17 protein-coding genes are annotated in these 14,146 nt (G+C 60.8%); 4 read left to right on the top strand and 13 right to left on the bottom strand.

Features of this window, described 5'->3' with window-relative positions; translation table 11 throughout:
* The first annotated feature begins 208 nt into the window (after positions 1–208).
* Positions 209–2,488, top strand: a complete 2,280-nt coding sequence (gene parC / locus EQW76_RS15825) for a DNA topoisomerase IV subunit A (RefSeq protein WP_142829609.1) — start codon at positions 209–211, stop codon at positions 2,486–2,488.
* 18 nt (positions 2,489–2,506) lie between these two features.
* Here parC and EQW76_RS15830 read toward each other — a convergent pair whose 3' ends face one another.
* The 6 genes from EQW76_RS15830 to hemB form a co-directional block, all read right to left on the bottom strand.
* Entirely contained in the window at positions 2,507–2,899 is a 393-nt protein-coding gene (locus EQW76_RS15830) for a type II toxin-antitoxin system death-on-curing family toxin (RefSeq protein WP_142829607.1), read from the bottom strand.
* On the bottom strand, positions 2,896–3,117 hold the full coding sequence (locus EQW76_RS15835; protein ID WP_142829605.1) for an AbrB/MazE/SpoVT family DNA-binding domain-containing protein: 222 nt from the start codon (positions 3,115–3,117) through the stop codon (positions 2,896–2,898). The genes EQW76_RS15830 and EQW76_RS15835 overlap by 4 nt, the downstream gene beginning before the upstream one ends.
* A gap of 65 nt (positions 3,118–3,182) precedes the next feature.
* Positions 3,183–4,070: a DMT family transporter gene (locus EQW76_RS15840; protein WP_142829603.1), complete on the bottom strand. Its 888-nt coding sequence runs from the start codon at positions 4,068–4,070 to the stop codon at positions 3,183–3,185.
* On the bottom strand, positions 4,071–4,844 hold the full coding sequence (locus tag EQW76_RS15845) for an arginyltransferase (RefSeq protein ID WP_142829601.1): 774 nt from the start codon (positions 4,842–4,844) through the stop codon (positions 4,071–4,073).
* Positions 4,845–5,002: 158 nt separating this feature from the next.
* A complete protein-coding gene (locus EQW76_RS15850; RefSeq protein ID WP_111220496.1) occupies positions 5,003–5,461 on the bottom strand; it encodes an RDD family protein in 459 nt (152 codons plus the stop codon).
* 168 nt (positions 5,462–5,629) lie between these two features.
* Positions 5,630–6,643, bottom strand: coding sequence for a porphobilinogen synthase (gene hemB / locus EQW76_RS15855; RefSeq protein WP_143122970.1), 1,014 nt, complete (start codon positions 6,641–6,643; stop codon positions 5,630–5,632).
* Positions 6,644–6,775: 132 nt separating this feature from the next.
* On the opposite strand from hemB, the gene EQW76_RS15860 reads away from it, so the two are divergent.
* Entirely contained in the window at positions 6,776–7,213 is a 438-nt protein-coding gene (locus EQW76_RS15860) for a DUF6163 family protein (protein ID WP_142829597.1), read from the top strand.
* Positions 7,214–7,343: 130 nt separating this feature from the next.
* A complete protein-coding gene (locus EQW76_RS15865; protein ID WP_142829595.1) occupies positions 7,344–7,859 on the top strand; it encodes a MarR family winged helix-turn-helix transcriptional regulator in 516 nt (171 codons plus the stop codon).
* A 149-nt stretch (positions 7,860–8,008) separates the two neighbouring features.
* Here the strand turns inward: EQW76_RS15865 and EQW76_RS15870 are convergent, their stop codons facing one another.
* From EQW76_RS15870 to EQW76_RS15880, 3 genes are all read right to left on the bottom strand, one after another.
* Positions 8,009–8,539 (bottom strand): AAA family ATPase, encoded by a 531-nt coding sequence (locus EQW76_RS15870; protein WP_142829912.1) that lies wholly within the window; start codon positions 8,537–8,539, stop codon positions 8,009–8,011.
* Between the two features lie 347 nt (positions 8,540–8,886).
* Positions 8,887–9,129 carry a hypothetical protein gene (locus tag EQW76_RS15875; protein ID WP_111220501.1) on the bottom strand — a complete coding sequence of 81 codons (243 nt, stop codon included), beginning with the start codon at positions 9,127–9,129 and terminating at the stop codon, positions 8,887–8,889.
* 157 nt (positions 9,130–9,286) lie between these two features.
* On the bottom strand, positions 9,287–9,664 hold the full coding sequence (locus tag EQW76_RS15880; RefSeq protein ID WP_143122971.1) for a helix-turn-helix domain-containing protein: 378 nt from the start codon (positions 9,662–9,664) through the stop codon (positions 9,287–9,289).
* Positions 9,665–9,758: 94 nt separating this feature from the next.
* On the opposite strand from EQW76_RS15880, the gene EQW76_RS15885 reads away from it, so the two are divergent.
* Positions 9,759–10,823: an SDR family oxidoreductase gene (locus EQW76_RS15885; RefSeq protein WP_142829591.1), complete on the top strand. Its 1,065-nt coding sequence runs from the start codon at positions 9,759–9,761 to the stop codon at positions 10,821–10,823.
* 214 nt (positions 10,824–11,037) lie between these two features.
* Here EQW76_RS15885 and pqqE read toward each other — a convergent pair whose 3' ends face one another.
* From pqqE to pqqB, 4 genes are read right to left on the bottom strand one after another with little or no spacing between them, the layout of a single operon-like run.
* Positions 11,038–12,165, bottom strand: coding sequence for a pyrroloquinoline quinone biosynthesis protein PqqE (gene pqqE, locus EQW76_RS15890; RefSeq protein ID WP_161990954.1), 1,128 nt, complete (start codon positions 12,163–12,165; stop codon positions 11,038–11,040).
* Positions 12,162–12,461 carry a pyrroloquinoline quinone biosynthesis peptide chaperone PqqD gene (gene pqqD / locus EQW76_RS15895; RefSeq protein ID WP_142829589.1) on the bottom strand — a complete coding sequence of 100 codons (300 nt, stop codon included), beginning with the start codon at positions 12,459–12,461 and terminating at the stop codon, positions 12,162–12,164. Before pqqD ends, pqqE begins: the two co-directional genes overlap by 4 nt.
* On the bottom strand, positions 12,458–13,261 hold the full coding sequence (pqqC, locus tag EQW76_RS15900) for a pyrroloquinoline-quinone synthase PqqC (protein WP_142829587.1): 804 nt from the start codon (positions 13,259–13,261) through the stop codon (positions 12,458–12,460). Before pqqC ends, pqqD begins: the two co-directional genes overlap by 4 nt.
* Positions 13,224–14,129 carry a pyrroloquinoline quinone biosynthesis protein PqqB gene (gene pqqB, locus EQW76_RS15905; protein ID WP_142829908.1) on the bottom strand — a complete coding sequence of 302 codons (906 nt, stop codon included), beginning with the start codon at positions 14,127–14,129 and terminating at the stop codon, positions 13,224–13,226. The genes pqqC and pqqB overlap by 38 nt, the downstream gene beginning before the upstream one ends.
* Between the last annotated feature and the right edge of the window lie 17 nt (positions 14,130–14,146).

Consider the following 14,146-nt stretch of genomic DNA (forward strand, 5'->3'; position numbering starts at 1 on the left):
CAAGTGACAAATAGATATGCAGTGTAGACGTATGAAGCCGGGTTTGTATCGCCCGTGTCTAAAATTCTGGTGAATTGCAATAGGGAAATGCGCTCCAAGTCTCTTCACTGTTGCATTGCGGTCAATCTAGGGCGCTGTGCGGCTTAATCCACAGGCTGATACCACTGTATTCCTTGCCGGACATCAGCTTCTCCGCTAGGCAAAGCCTATGGGACAAGAGATTTTGCCGCCTTCTGGCGGGGGCGATGACAGTATTCTGCCGATTGATCTGAAGGCGGCGCTCGAGGAGCGTTACCTTGCCTATGCGCTGTCGACGATCATGCACCGGGCGCTGCCTGACGTACGCGACGGCCTGAAGCCCGTCCATCGCCGCATCATCCACGCGATGAGCGAAATGGGCATCCGCGCCAACTCGTCGTTCAAGAAAAGCGCCCGCATCGTCGGTGACGTCATCGGTAAGTTCCACCCGCACGGCGACCAGTCTGTCTACGACGCTCTCGTCCGTCTGGCCCAGGATTTCTCGCAGCGCTATCCCATCGTCGATGGCCAGGGCAATTTCGGCAACATCGACGGCGATAGTGCCGCCGCCTATCGATACACCGAAGCCCGCATGACCGATGTTGCTACGCTGCTGCTCGAAGGCATCGACCAGGACGCGGTCGACTTCCGTCCGACCTACAACGAGGAAGACAGCGAGCCGGTCGTCATGCCCGGCGCCTTCCCGAACCTGCTCGCCAACGGCACGTCCGGCATCGCCGTCGGCATGGCGACATCCATTCCGCCGCATAACGCCCACGAGCTCTGCGACGCAGCATTGCACCTGATCAAGCATCCGGATGCCACGGTCGAAGATCTGATGGCCGATCCGAACAATCGCGAGAAGGGTGGCATAGAGGGTCCCGACCTTCCGACCGGCGGTATCATCATCGACAGCCGCGAAAGCATCGTCGAGGCCTACAAGACGGGGCGCGGCGGTTTTCGCGTTCGCGCCAAATGGGCGGTCGAGGATCTCGGTCGTGGCGGCTACCAGATCGTCGTCACCGAAATCCCGTTCCAGGTGCAGAAGTCGCGTCTGATCGAAAAGCTGGCCGAGCTGCTCAACGCCCGCCGCCTGCCGCTGCTGGAAGACGTGCGCGATGAGTCCGCCGAGGATGTCCGGCTCATCCTGGTGCCGAAGAGCCGCACGGTCGACCCGACGATCCTGATGGAATCGATCTTCAAGCTGTCCGAGCTTGAAAATCGTATTCCACTCAACATGAACGTCCTCTCCATGGGACGCATTCCACGGGTCATGGCGCTGAACGAAGTGCTGCTGGAATGGCTCGCCCACCGCAAGGACGTGCTGATCCGTCGCTCGAAGTTCCGGCTCGCAGCGATTGATCGCCGGCTCGAGATCCTCGGCGGCCTGCTGATTGCCTATCTCAACCTCGACGAGGTGATCCGGATCATCCGCGAGGAGGACGAACCGAAGCCAGCCTTGATCGCGCGCTTCGGCGTTACCGACATCCAGGCCGAAGCCATCCTCAACATGCGGCTGCGCAACTTGCGCAAGCTCGAGGAATTCGAGATCCGCACCGAATTCGACGCCCTGTCTAAGGAGAAGGCTGAGATCGAGGCGCTGCTTGCCTCCGACGAAAAGCTCTGGGCGACTATTGCCTGGGAGATCGGCGAGGTCCGCAAGAAATACGCCAAGGCCACAAAGCTCGGCGCTCGTCGTACGGTTTTCGCCGATGCACCTGAAACAGATCTTGAAGCCATCCAGCAGGCGATGATCGAGAAAGAGCCCGTCACTGTCGTTATCTCGGAAAAGGGCTGGATCCGGGCGCTGAAGGGTCATATCTCCGACACGTCAACGCTGACCTTCAAGGAAGGCGATGCGCTGCGCCTGGCGTTCCCGGCCCAGACCACCGACAAGCTGCTGATCGTCACGACCGGCGGCAAGGCCTACACGCTCGGCGCCGACAAGCTGCCCGGCGGTCGCGGCCACGGCGAACCGCTGCGTCTCATCGTCGAGATGGAAAACGACCAGGACGTACTGACCGCCTTCATTCATGATCCACATCGCAAGCTGTTGATCGTCTCGACCGAGGGCAACGGCTTTATCGTTCCGGAAGCGGAGATGGCTGCCAACACCCGCAAGGGCAAGCAGATCATGAATGTATCGATGCCGGCAGAGGCCAAGCTGCTGGTGCCGGTCAAGGGCGATCATCTTGCAGTCGTCGGCGAAAACCGCAAGATGGTGGTCTTCCCGCTGGCGCAGATCCCCGAAATGTCGCGCGGCAAGGGCGTACGCCTGCAGCGCTACAAGGATGGCGGCATTTCCGATGTCCGTTGCTTCAGCCTTGCCGATGGGCTGACCTGGGCAGACAGTGCCGGCCGCAGCTTCATGAGATCGAAGGACGACCTGATCGAATGGCTCGGCGACCGCGGCGCTGCAGGCAGAGCCGTACCGAAGGGCTTCCCCCGTAGCGGTAAATTCTCGGGCTAGCGAGGCCACCTGCCGGGGTCACTTTGGCAGGGGCACGCTCATATCACGCAAAAAGCGCGTCGCGCCGTCCTCGTCGATCTCGCCGGCGGCGACGCCGAGGACGAATTCGATTACCATCACCTCTTCAGCTTCGATCAAGTGACCGTTGATGTAAAGAAATGTGAAGGCTGCGAGAAAGCCCGTCCGCTTGTTGCCGTCAGAGAACGGGTGGTTTCTTGTCAGGCCATAAAGGTAGGCGGCCGCCAGAGCGAAAATATCGTCTTCGCCATAAGCCGCCTTGTGAAGCGGACGGGCAAGCGCTGCCTCCAGCGCATTCTCGTCTTTTAAACCAGCAAGCCCGCCATGCTCGGCAAGTTGCTCATGATGCATGATTTCAATGGCTTCGCGGCTCAACCATTTGAGCTCGCTCACTTTGCCAGCTCACGAAGAGCAATACGATATTTCTGCATGCCGATGCGGGCCGCACGCAGTTGCTCAGCTAGATCGGGCTTCTGGTGGACCAACTGGAAGCCGTTTTCGACTTCCCGTAATTCGAGGCTGTCGCCGCTCTTCAGGCCGAGGCTCTGCAGCGCCTCCTTCGGCAGAATCACACCTTCAGAATTGCCGATCTTGCGAATGATGACGTTCATAGCTCTGGCTCCGATGTTGTAACTACGTTATAACACGAACTAAAGTCGGCCGCAACGCCGCGTCTTCATCCAGCCAGCGCTGCTTGACGACCCTTCGTTCGGGCCTGCCAGAGCGAGTGGCTCGCCAGCGCGACCATCATGATGGAGCCGCCGATCAATGTCATCGGGCGCGGTGTCTCCTCAAAGATCATCCAGATCCATACAGGTGCAAGGATGGTTTCGAGGAGGTAGAACATCGCCACCTCAGGACCGGACAGGTAGCGGGGGCCTGTGGCAAGGCACCAGAAGGCGAGCGGCATCATCAGGCCGCCGTCGAGAAGGATCCAGAACGGGTGATCGACAACCAGCCCTGCGGGCAGGGCATAGGATAGCCCGATGGCCGCCGGGATGACCGTCGCCAGCAGCGGCATGAAGCCCATTCCTCGCTTCGAGCCCCGGCCAATGGTGATGGCGCAGGCGGTGGTCAGCGCCGAAATGGCCGATAACAGGTCGCCGAGCCAATGTCCGCCGCCGATGCCATCGCCAACGATCAGCCCTACGCCCACCAGCATGGCCAGCATCGTGGCTATGGTGACGTTCGACGGTCGCTCGCCAATCACGAACCATGCAAGAAGGGCCGCGAACATCGGATTGAAGGCGAGGATGAATACGACATTCGCGGCGCTGGTGTAATAGACCGCGAGGATGAAGGTGACAGTGCCGATACCATAGAACAGGCCAACCCAGAGGCCGGTTGCGCCCGGCAGCAGCAGGCGCCATGGCCGTCCGCCCGCCCTGAGGACCAGCAGCAGGATAATGCCGACAGAAAGGGTAACGATATTGCGCAGGCCGAGGATCGACCAGGCTTCACCGCTGGAAAGACGAATGAGCGGGATGTCCATCGATAGCGCGAGGCCGCCGATGGTCGTCAGCAGGAGGCCCTTGCCATGGTCGGATAAGGCTGAAAATCCCATTCAGACAGCGCTGGGGTCGAGGGAGGCCGGGTCGAACCGTTCCCATCCGCGCGGCGTCAGATGCTCCTGCGGCTGGTAGCGCGTCTTGTAGTCCATCTTGCGAGAGCCGTTGACCCAGTATCCGAGGTAGACATGCGGCAGGCCGAGCAGCTTGGCGCGGCGGATATGGTCGAGGATCATGAAGGTGCCGAGCGAGCGCTTGTCGAGCGCTGGATTGTAATAGGAGTAGACCATCGACAGGCCGTCGCTCATGACGTCGGTGAGAGCTGCGGCCATGAGTTCGCCGGTCGGACGCTCCTGCAGGCCAGAACCTTCCTCGCGGCGGCGATACTCGATGATGCGTGTATTGACATGGGTATCCTCGACCATGATGGCGTAGTCGAGAACCGTCATGTCGGACATGCCACCCTGCTGGTGCCGGTCGTCGAGATAGCGGCGAAACAGCGAATATTGCTCGCTCGACGGCTGGGCAGGAAATTCCGTCGCGATGATGTCTTCGTTTGTCGCCACGACGCGGTTCATGGATCGTGTCGCCTGGAACTCCTGGGCTAGGATACGCACGGATACACAGGCACGGCACGCCTCGCAGGCCGGGCGATAGGCGATGTTCTGCGAGCGCCTGAAGCCGCCCTGGGTGAGGATGTCGTTCATCTCCGTGGCGCGCGCGCCGACCAGATGCGTGAACACCTTCCGCTCCATTTCGTGCGGCAGGTAAGGGCAGGCAGCCGGAGCGGTCAGATAGAACTGCGGAGATGGCGTTGTCTGCGTGTTCATCAGCCGAAAATCGACCTCTCGTCAGTCGTCAAAAGTGTGCCCGTTCAAGCATGGCGAAAGAATGCGAAACGTCAACACCGGGAATTGCTCCCGGGCTGACGTTTTGTCGCTTCTGCGAAACAAACTTCAATTCTGCAATGATATAGGCCCGATCCGCCTCAAATCGAGCGTACGGTCACCGTGCCGATCAGCAGGTCGTGCAGGAGCCTGCTGCGATCGGTGAACAAGCCGACGAGCAGCACCAGCGGCGTCAGTACCGAGTTGAGGATCCAGAACAGCACAAGATGGACGATCGCCGTCATGAAATCGATGCGCTGCCCGTCGATGCGGCGCATGCCGATGCCGACCGAGCGCATCCCGAGCGACGCTTGCGCTGGCCCGCCGACAGTCATGCCGAAGTACAAGCCTGCAACGATGACGAACAACGCCGGATACAGGAAGAATCCGAGCCCAAGCGTGGCCACTGACACGATGAACAGCAGGATCCCGGCCGGAATGCACAGCAGGGCAACGATGAAGTAATCGAGGATGAACGCGAACACGCGGCGGCTGAGAACGCCGCTATAGGTGCGCCAGTCGTCCTGTACGGCGGGAATTGGGCTAGGGTTCAACGACATCATCGTGCTCCGCGGTTACGTCGTCAGAGATATGGTATGGCCGCCGGGAAATCGCAAGAGCGCCAAGAAAACCGCCCCCGCAATAAGGGCGAGGGTGAGGGGCATGCCCCTCTAGCGTCATCGCGACGCCACAGCAATCAGCGGCCCCTCCCGAAAGCCAGACTGCGCTCACCTCTTGGCAAGCGCCTTGGCGACGTCGATGGCGAAATAGGTCAGGATCCCGTCGCATCCGGCGCGCTTGAAGGAGAGCAGGGTTTCCATCATGGCGCGGTCGCCGTCGATCCAGCCGTTCATCGCTGCCGCCTTGATCTGCGAGTATTCGCCTGAGACCTGGTAGGCATAGGTGGGCAGGCCGAACGCCTCCTTCAGCCGCCAACAGATATCGAGGTAGGGCAGGCCGGGCTTCACCATCAGCATGTCGGCGCCTTCCTCGACGTCCATGGTCGCCTCGCGCAAGGCCTCGGTGCCGTTGGCCGGGTCGATGTAATAGCTCTTCTTGTCGCCCTTCAGCAGGCCGCCGGTGTTGATCGCCTCGCGGTAGGGGCCATAGAAAGCGGAGGAGAACTTCGTCGCATAGGACATGATGCCGACCATCTGGTGGCCGTGGGCGTCCAGCGCGCGGCGGATTGCGCCGATGCGGCCGTCCATCATGTCCGACGGAGCAATGATGTCGGCGCCGGCATCGGCCTGGACGATGGCCGCCCGGACGATCTGGTCCACCGTCTCGTCATTGACGATCTCGCCATCGCGCAGGATGCCGTCATGGCCGTGGCTGGTGAAAGGGTCGAGCGCCACGTCGGTGATAATACCGATGTTGGGAACCTCCCTCTTGATGGCTCTGGTTGCGAGATTGATCAGGTTGTTCGCCTCAAGGCTCTGTGAGCCCGTCTGGTCGCGCAGTGCCATCTCGACGTCTGGAAAAGTGGCAATCGCCGGAATGCCGAGATCGGCGGCCATCCTGGCGGCCTCGACCGCCTTGTCTATCGTCATGCGGTTGACCCCGGGCATGGCCGTGATCGGATCGACGATGCCGTTACCGGGAATGAGAAAGATCGGCCAGATGAGATCGTCGACTGTCACCCGGTTTTCCTGCACCATGCGACGGGTCCAGTCGGCCTTGCGATTGCGGCGCATGCGCCGATGGCCGGTGATCTCGTCCACCAGGTGGGTCTTGTCCGACATGTCGGTCGTCCTTTATCTCTGTCCTTGTATAGGCCGCTCATTAGCATGGTGGCGATGCAAAATAAAACCAGACGAAAGGCCGCAGCCATCAAGCCGCTGGCGAGGTGCCGATTGCCTGCCTATGATTTGCTCATGAAACATGATTCTTCCGCCATTCCGAAACGCAGCGTCCTGGACATCCTGTTCATCGTCTTCCTGCGCCTGATCGCCGTGTCCTGCCTATGGTTCGGGCTGCAATACTGGTCGATGCTGGTGGGCTATTCTCTGGCTGGCCAGGGCCGCTTCGATTTGCTGAGTCTGCCCTGGAAGGTCGCCGGCGCAGGCCTTGCCGTCGTTTTTCCCGTTGCAGCTCTCGGCCTGTGGCTGACGGTGTCCTGGGGACCGGTCATCTGGCTCTGCGCCGCAGGCGGCCAGGCGCTGATGTACGGGGTGTGGCCGGAGGTGTTCGGCAGCAATCCGCTGGTGATGATCCTGCACGCCGCAGTGGTCATTCTCTACTGCATTTTTCGCGTCATGCTCTACGTGGAGAAGCGGCAGCGCCGCAAAAGTGTAACCGTTGATTTACCCTGAGACACATCGGGCCTTTGGTAAGGTGCTGTTAAGCCTGCAGTTTAAGTAGAATTTTATGTGTATTCGATAGTGTCTGTCTCAAGGCGGGAAGAAAACCAACACCGCCAAACAAAACAGTGAGGCAGTCATCATGAACACGAAAATCAAGCCGCAGGCCGTGTCTCCCGTCCAGGACGTCAAGGTCGAAGCCATCCGCGATCTCTACATGGAATCGCTGCACCTGGTCGAGCGTCTCCACCGCCGTCTCCTTGATGTCATCAAGGACGAGTTCGACCGCCAGGGTCGCAGCGACGTCAACGCCATCCAGGCACTTCTGCTTTTCAACATCGGCAACTCGGAACTGACCGCCGGCGAACTTCGCTCACGCGGCTATTATCTGGGCTCGAACGTTTCCTATAACGTTAAGAAGCTCGTCGATCTCGGCTTCATCAATCACCAGCGCTCGCGTATCGACCGTCGCTCTGTTCGCATCAGCCTGACCGACAGCGGTCAGGACATCGCCGAGACTGTCGCCAAACTCTACGAGCGCCACATCGGCTCCATCGACAAGGTCGGCGGCATCGGCACCGACGAATTCACTCAGATGAACAAGCTCCTGCAGCGCCTCGACCGCTTCTGGAACGACTCGATCATGTACCGCCTGTAAAATCTGCCGGGCCGTTATCCCAGATGGCCCGACCGAGACCTCCAGTTGGTGCCTGAGGGCGCAATCATGCGGTGACGCATGGTTGCGCCTGCTGGCATTTGTGCGGGGAAGACGAGATCCCGGCGGGCTGAGCCCGGAGGGTCTTCCCCTCAGAGCGAAAAACTTTTCCGTGCAGCGTCAGGCATGGCTGCTAAGATTGCCGCAATGCTTTCGTCGACGGAGAGGTGGGCGGTGTCGAGGCTGAGGTGCGGACTATCCCATGGCTCGTACTGACGTTGCGCAACATCTTCCCAGGTCGGCAGCTTCAATCCTTCGACAGCTGACGGTCGGCTTTCCACACGATGCCGATGCATCTCCGGGTCGGAACATACGACCTCGACCTCGATGAAGCTCACTTTTACCTCTGCTGCGATGTCCCTGAAGGCTGCACGGGTTATTTCGACAGGATTGACAGAGTCGGCAATCACGAATTGGCCGAGGGCGAGATTGTCTGCAGCGAGGCGGTAGCTCGTCAAATAGCCGGCCGGACCCACATCCTTGCCTTGCGGTAAAATCTCGGCAGAACGAATTGCCTGCTCAATGGAGTCTATGCGCAGGTAAACCGCCTTGGTCCGGCTTGCCAAGGCTTGGGCGATGGTGCTTTTCCCGCTGCCGGGCAATCCGCCAAAGATAAAAAACATCCGACAATTCTCCGTCGTTCGCATACGACTCCAGTCGGCCACAGGTCTCCTGGTAGCATTGGCGATATTTACCGCTGCCACTGCGACAGATTTATATCGCCTCTCGATTGTTCGCGAATTCCAAATGCAGCGTTTTACCTTTCGCCGCCAGATCGTCACAGAAACGTAACGAAAACAATGCTATCTCGGCGTCGGACTGATCACGTGCCATCTGCAAATTTTGACGGGCCGTTATCCCAGATGACCCGGCAGAGACCTCCAGTTGGTGCCTGAAGGGCGCGACGGTGCAGGGATGTGCGGTCGCGCCCGCAGGTGTTCACCCGGCGCGACCATCTTTTCGCAAAATGTTATCTTGCAGTTTTGGTCATCAGGGCGCGACCGGCATTGCGGATGGTCAACGCCGAATCCGCCATCGGTGCGACGAGGCCGGCGGCAATGGCAGCCGTCAGGGCTTCAGCGTAATCTTCGCCTTCGAGGCCGTGCTTCTTGGAATGATTGAGGACAGCGCCGCGGGTGGAGGTCGGCGAGGCGCCGAAACGGCTGTTCTGAAAGGCATTTACGATGATCAGGTATTTTTCGTCGAGGGTCATGATAGCTCCGATGCGGTTCCGGTGGTGCTACCAGTAAGCGAGGCCAAGCGATACCTTCGTTCTGCACGGGTGGCAGAATTCTTGCATTATCTAGCTGTCCGGCCGATTTTTTGTGCTTTTTTCGGCCGGCTCCGACGCTGCTCGCCCCAATCTGCAGCTAGCCGCGGCGGCGCGATTTCGGTCTGGATGCCAATTGGTCGAGGGCGCCGGAATGGGCTTTTCCCCAGTTATAGAGCATCTCGATCGGCTCGACGAACTCAATGCCGAGGGGCGTCAGGCTGTATTCGACGCGCGGCGGGACAACGTCGAACACCTGCCGGGTAACCAGCCCGTCATTTTCCATCTCTCGGAGCGTCTGCGTCAGCATCTTCTTGCTGATGCCAGGCAGGCTGCGCTGCAGAACGCCGGTGCGGCAGGTTCCGCCGTGCAGCGTATGCAGTGCGTGCAGCACCATGCTCGTCCACTTGACGCTGAAGAGCTCCAGCACCCGGCGGGGCGCGCAGTCTTCCTCGTGGGTCGGTATCTCGTCTTTCATGGGCACCTCCCGGTGGCTATGGCACTTAACGGTGCCTTCTAGCAGAGCCTGCGCAAATTGCCTATTTCCTCTTCAGCAAAAGGAGTTTGGAAACATGACGAAATCAGCCCTCATCATTGGCGCCACCGGCATTGTCGGCAATAACCTCGCCCGTCATCTCATCGACAAGGGTTTCGAGGTAGCAGGCCTTGCCCGCAATCCGGCAAGCGACATCGCCGGCCTGCGCCCGGTTGCCGCCAACCTGCTCGATCCCGAAAGTCTCGCCTCCGCCGTGCGCGACCTGAAGCCTAGCCATGTCTTCTTCAGCACATGGTCGCGTCAGGCGACTGAGCTCGAAAATATCCGCGTCAACGGCGCGATGGTAAAGAACCTGCTCGATGCGCTCCGCCCACACAAGTCGGTCGAGCACGTGGCGCTGGTCACCGGCCTCAAGCACTACCTCGGGCCTTTCGAGGCCTACGGCAAGGGCGTGCTGCCGGCCACACCGTTCCGCGAGGAGCAGGGTCGCCTCGAAGTCGATAATTTCTACTATGCACAGGAAGACGAGGTTTTCGCCGCCGCCAAGACCGATGGCTTTAGCTGGAGCGTCGACCGCCCGCACACCATCATCGGCTACGCACTCGGCAACGCCATGAACATGGGCGTGACGCTTGCCGTCTACGCCTCGATCTGCAAGGCGACCGGCCGTCCCTTCATCTTCCCGGGCTCGCCGATGCAGTGGAACGGCTTGTCGGATATGACAGACGCCCGCCTGCTCGCCCGCCATCTGGAATGGGCCTCGACCACGGATGCAGCTCGGAACAAGGATTTCAACGTCGTCAACGGCGATGTCTTCCGCTGGAGCTGGATGTGGCAGCGCATCGCTGGATGGTTCGACATCGAGCCACAGCCGCTGCCATCCGAAATGACGACGCTCGAATCACAGCTCGCCGATGCTGGACCGATCTGGGCGGACATCGCCGCCAAGAACGGTCTTGCGGAACATGACATCAACAAGCTCGCCTCCGCCTGGCACACGGACGCCGATCTCGGCCGCCCCATCGAGGTCATGACCGACATGAGCAAGAGCCGCAAACTCGGTTTCCTCGACTACCAGGCTACCGACGACAGCTTCACGGACCTCTTCACCCGCCTCCGGGAAGCCCGCATTATCCCCTGAGTTAAGGGGTCAAGCCGGGGATAGGCATGGTTCCGCCCCCGGCCGTGCCCTATATCGTCCCTGGCAAGGTAGCTCGTAATCCTTGGCCCCGTCGCTCGTCATCCTCGGGCTCGACCCGAGGACCCACGACCTCAGAGTGTTTTACGGGTCCTCGGGTCAAGCCCGAGGATGACGAACTCTGGAGGCTCGTCCACCATCATCACACCGCCCACCATTACCGACCGCGATAAACAAACGGCGGCGGGATCGCGAGCGAGTCGGCTTTGGCCCGCGCCGTCAGTTCGCCGCGCAATGGAGAGAATGCGCAGACGGGGTCTGTGGCGGCGGGGTCGCCGGCGAGCGCCATGGCCTGGCAGCGACAGCCGCCGAAATCGATGTGCTTTCGGTCGCATGAGCGGCAGGGTTCCTGCATCCAGTCGTCGCCGCGATAGGCGTTGAAGGCGGCGCTGTCGTACCAGATTTCGGAAAGCGGCCGCTCCGTGGCGTTGTCGAAGGCGAGGCCGGGGATAGTCTCGGCGGCGTGGCAGGGCAGCACCTTTCCTGAAGGCGTGACGTTGAGGCCGATGCGCGCCCAGCCGCCCATGCAGGCTTTGGGGAAACGCGCATGATGGTCGGCCGGCACATAGTCGATAACCAGCGTGCCTTCGAGCCGCTTGCGCGATGCATCGACGAAGGCGTTGGTCGCTTCCACCTGCTCCAGCGTCGGCATCAGGGCCTGCCGGTTGCGCTCCGCCCAGCCGTGGAACTGTACTGTGGCTATCTCGATGCGCCGGGCGCCGAGCGCGATGGCGAGATCGAGCATGCCGCCAATCTCTTCCATATTCTGCTTGTGGCAGACGGCGTTGACCGTCAGCGGAATGCCGGCTGCGCGCGTCCATTCAGCAACCGCCATCTTGCGCGCATAGCCACCCCGGTAGCCGCCGACCTGATCGGCCTTTTCAGGCGTGATGCCCTGGATCGATAGTTGCAGGTGGTCGAGACCGGCGTCGGCCAGTTCGGCGATGCGGGCTTCGGTGAGGCCGACGCCCGATGTGATGAGGTTGGTGTAGAGCCCGAAGCCGGCTGCCGCGCGCGTCAGTTCGACCAGATCGCGCCGCGACGCCGGCTCGCCGCCGGACAGATGCAGGTGCAGGACACCCATGGCTGCCGCCTGGCGAAAGATCTCGATCCACTGTTCGGTGCTGAGCTCCGCATTAGCCCGCACCAGCTCCAGCGGATTGGAGCAATAGGGGCAGGCGAGCGGACAGCGGTGCGTAAGCTCGGCAAGCAGCGCCATAGGCGGTGGAGCTGCAACGCGGCGCGCCTCCGCCATCGATTTTTCCGCTGAGAAGACGACGGTCATTGGACGACCTCCAGCATCCGGCGATTGGCGAACTCTTGCGCAAAGGCGATGATGTCGGCCAGAACCTGGTCCTTCGGAGCACCGAAATCGCGGGCAAAGCCGTCAGCGATCTGATCGAGGCTCTTCACGCCATCGAGTGCGCGGACGATGGCGACAGCGATCTCGTCGAGCGCCAGCGCCCGCTCGGGCGCCAGCAGCACCATCTGCTTGCGCACCGGGTCGTCGTGCAGCCGCACGCCGCGCGGCAGCTTGATGACGGTTTCGGCGGTGATGGTGACTGTCTGTTGGTCGCTCACAGGCGCTGTCCCTTCGGGAAATCATCATCCGGCGAAAAAGCAATGACCGCCTCGCGGCCATCCCATCCCCCGGGCGGAATGCGGCCGGGCGTTACATAGGCGGAATAAAGCGCGTCGAGTTGAGACCAGAGCACATCGGTCTTGAAGGTCAGTGCCGCTGCGGCCGCATCCTGCTTTTCCAGCGTATCGGCATGGTCGAGTACATAGCCGAGCCCGAAGGCTACCTCCTCTGGTGCTTCGTTGAGACGCTGGCGAAAATAGGCGAGTGCCCGATCGTCGGCAAAGGCATAGTGCTTCAGCAATCCGGCAATGCGGTCGGCGTGGATTTTCGGTGCAAACATTTCTGTCAGCGACGAGGCGACGGCTTCCAGCATCGGCTTCTCGCGCACGAAATGCAGATAGGCGTCGACGGCGAAGCGGGTTCCGGCCAGCACACCCCTCGTCGATGCAACATAATCCGGATCGAGACCGACGGCTTCGGCAAGCTTCAGCCAACGGCGGATACCACCGCCTTCCTCGATGCCGCCATCATGATCCTCGATCCGCCGGCGCCAGGCGCGGCGCAGATCGGGGTTGTCCGAGCGAGACATGAAAGCGGCATCCTTCATGGGGATGCGGCTCTGATAGTAGAACCGGTTGATCACCCAGGCGCGCACCTGTGTCAGGCTACATTCGCCGCCGTGCAGCATGACGTGGAAAGGGTGCTTGTCATGGTATCGTTCCGCGCCGATGGCCCTCAGGCGATCTTCGAAACTGTGTCGGTCAGGTGTTTGTTGCAAGATTGATCTCCATGCCGTCATGGCCGACCTCGAAACCCGCATTATAGACTTTGTCGCGGGCAGGGCCTTGTCGCCAAATCGGATTGGTATTGTTGATATGGACGTAAATTTTTCGCCCGATGGTCGCGCTCGAAAGCGCCTCCAGGCTGCCGCCAGCGCCATCAATCGGCATATGACCCATGCGCCGGCCGGTCTTCTGCCCTGTACCGCTGAGGAGCATCTCGTCGTCGGTAAACAGCGTGCCGTCGAAAAGCAGCAGATCGGCGCCATCGATACGGGACATTAGCTTTTCCGTGAGCGCAGCGCAGCCGGGGATGTAATAGGCGCGCTGGTTTCCTGACTTAAGTTCGATGCCGACGGTCTGTTCGCCTTCGAGGCCGATCTCCGGATTGTCGTCCTCCAGGAATAGCGGCAGCTTGCCCGGCACGGGGAACAACTCTGCCGTCAATCCCGGGAGAAGCTGCAAGGGGGTGCCGAGAGCGATCGTTTGCCGCTGGACAAATGCGGGGTCGAGTGCCGAAAAAACCGGATTGCCAGACAGGATGTCGGCCAGGGCTTCCGTCATGAAGAGCCCGAATGCCTGCTTTTCCCGCAGGACAAGCAGCCCTGCGATGTGGTCGATATCGCCATTGGTGACGACAACGCTACGGATGGGGGAGTGCCGGAGTTCGCGGGGGTGCAGGGCGCTGTTGTCCGCTATCTGCTGGCGGATATCCGGCGAGGCATTGAGTATGGCCCAGTTTTCACCGTCGACGCTGACGGCAACGGAAGACTGGGTCTGCGGGCTCAGTCCGGATCCCTTGACCCGGGCCAGCCTGCAGTTGTCGCAGCCGCAATTCCATTGCGGCAATCCGCCGCCGGCTGCGGTCCCGAGCACGAGAAAGCGCATATCTGTCAAACCCGTGC

The sequence above is a fragment of the Rhizobium sp. rho-13.1 genome (assembly GCF_007000305.1).
Taxonomy (GTDB): Bacteria; Pseudomonadota; Alphaproteobacteria; order Rhizobiales; family Rhizobiaceae; genus Rhizobium; species Rhizobium rhododendri.

Bases quoted from the DNA above. Each gene is read 5' to 3' on its own strand.
- EQW76_RS15865 (WP_142829595.1), top strand. From the start codon at position 7,344: ATGAACACGAAAATCAAGCCGCAGGCCGTGTCTCCCGTCCAGGACGTC.
- EQW76_RS15835 (WP_142829605.1), bottom strand. From the start codon at position 3,117: ATGAACGTCATCATTCGCAAGATCGGCAATTCTGAAGGTGTGATTCTG.
- EQW76_RS15870 (WP_142829912.1), bottom strand. From the start codon at position 8,539: ATGTTTTTTATCTTTGGCGGATTGCCCGGCAGCGGGAAAAGCACCATC.
- EQW76_RS15840 (WP_142829603.1), bottom strand. From the start codon at position 4,070: ATGGGATTTTCAGCCTTATCCGACCATGGCAAGGGCCTCCTGCTGACG.
- EQW76_RS15845 (WP_142829601.1), bottom strand. From the start codon at position 4,844: ATGAACACGCAGACAACGCCATCTCCGCAGTTCTATCTGACCGCTCCG.
- hemB (WP_143122970.1), bottom strand. From the start codon at position 6,643: ATGTCGGACAAGACCCACCTGGTGGACGAGATCACCGGCCATCGGCGC.
- EQW76_RS15875 (WP_111220501.1), bottom strand. From the start codon at position 9,129: ATGACCCTCGACGAAAAATACCTGATCATCGTAAATGCCTTTCAGAAC.
- EQW76_RS15850 (WP_111220496.1), bottom strand. From the start codon at position 5,461: ATGTCGTTGAACCCTAGCCCAATTCCCGCCGTACAGGACGACTGGCGC.
- EQW76_RS15880 (WP_143122971.1), bottom strand. From the start codon at position 9,664: ATGAAAGACGAGATACCGACCCACGAGGAAGACTGCGCGCCCCGCCGG.
- pqqE (WP_161990954.1), bottom strand. From the start codon at position 12,165: ATGACCGTCGTCTTCTCAGCGGAAAAATCGATGGCGGAGGCGCGCCGC.
- parC (WP_142829609.1), top strand. From the start codon at position 209: ATGGGACAAGAGATTTTGCCGCCTTCTGGCGGGGGCGATGACAGTATT.
- EQW76_RS15860 (WP_142829597.1), top strand. From the start codon at position 6,776: ATGAAACATGATTCTTCCGCCATTCCGAAACGCAGCGTCCTGGACATC.
- pqqC (WP_142829587.1), bottom strand. From the start codon at position 13,261: ATGACGGCATGGAGATCAATCTTGCAACAAACACCTGACCGACACAGT.
- EQW76_RS15885 (WP_142829591.1), top strand. From the start codon at position 9,759: ATGACGAAATCAGCCCTCATCATTGGCGCCACCGGCATTGTCGGCAAT.
- pqqB (WP_142829908.1), bottom strand. From the start codon at position 14,129: ATGCGCTTTCTCGTGCTCGGGACCGCAGCCGGCGGCGGATTGCCGCAA.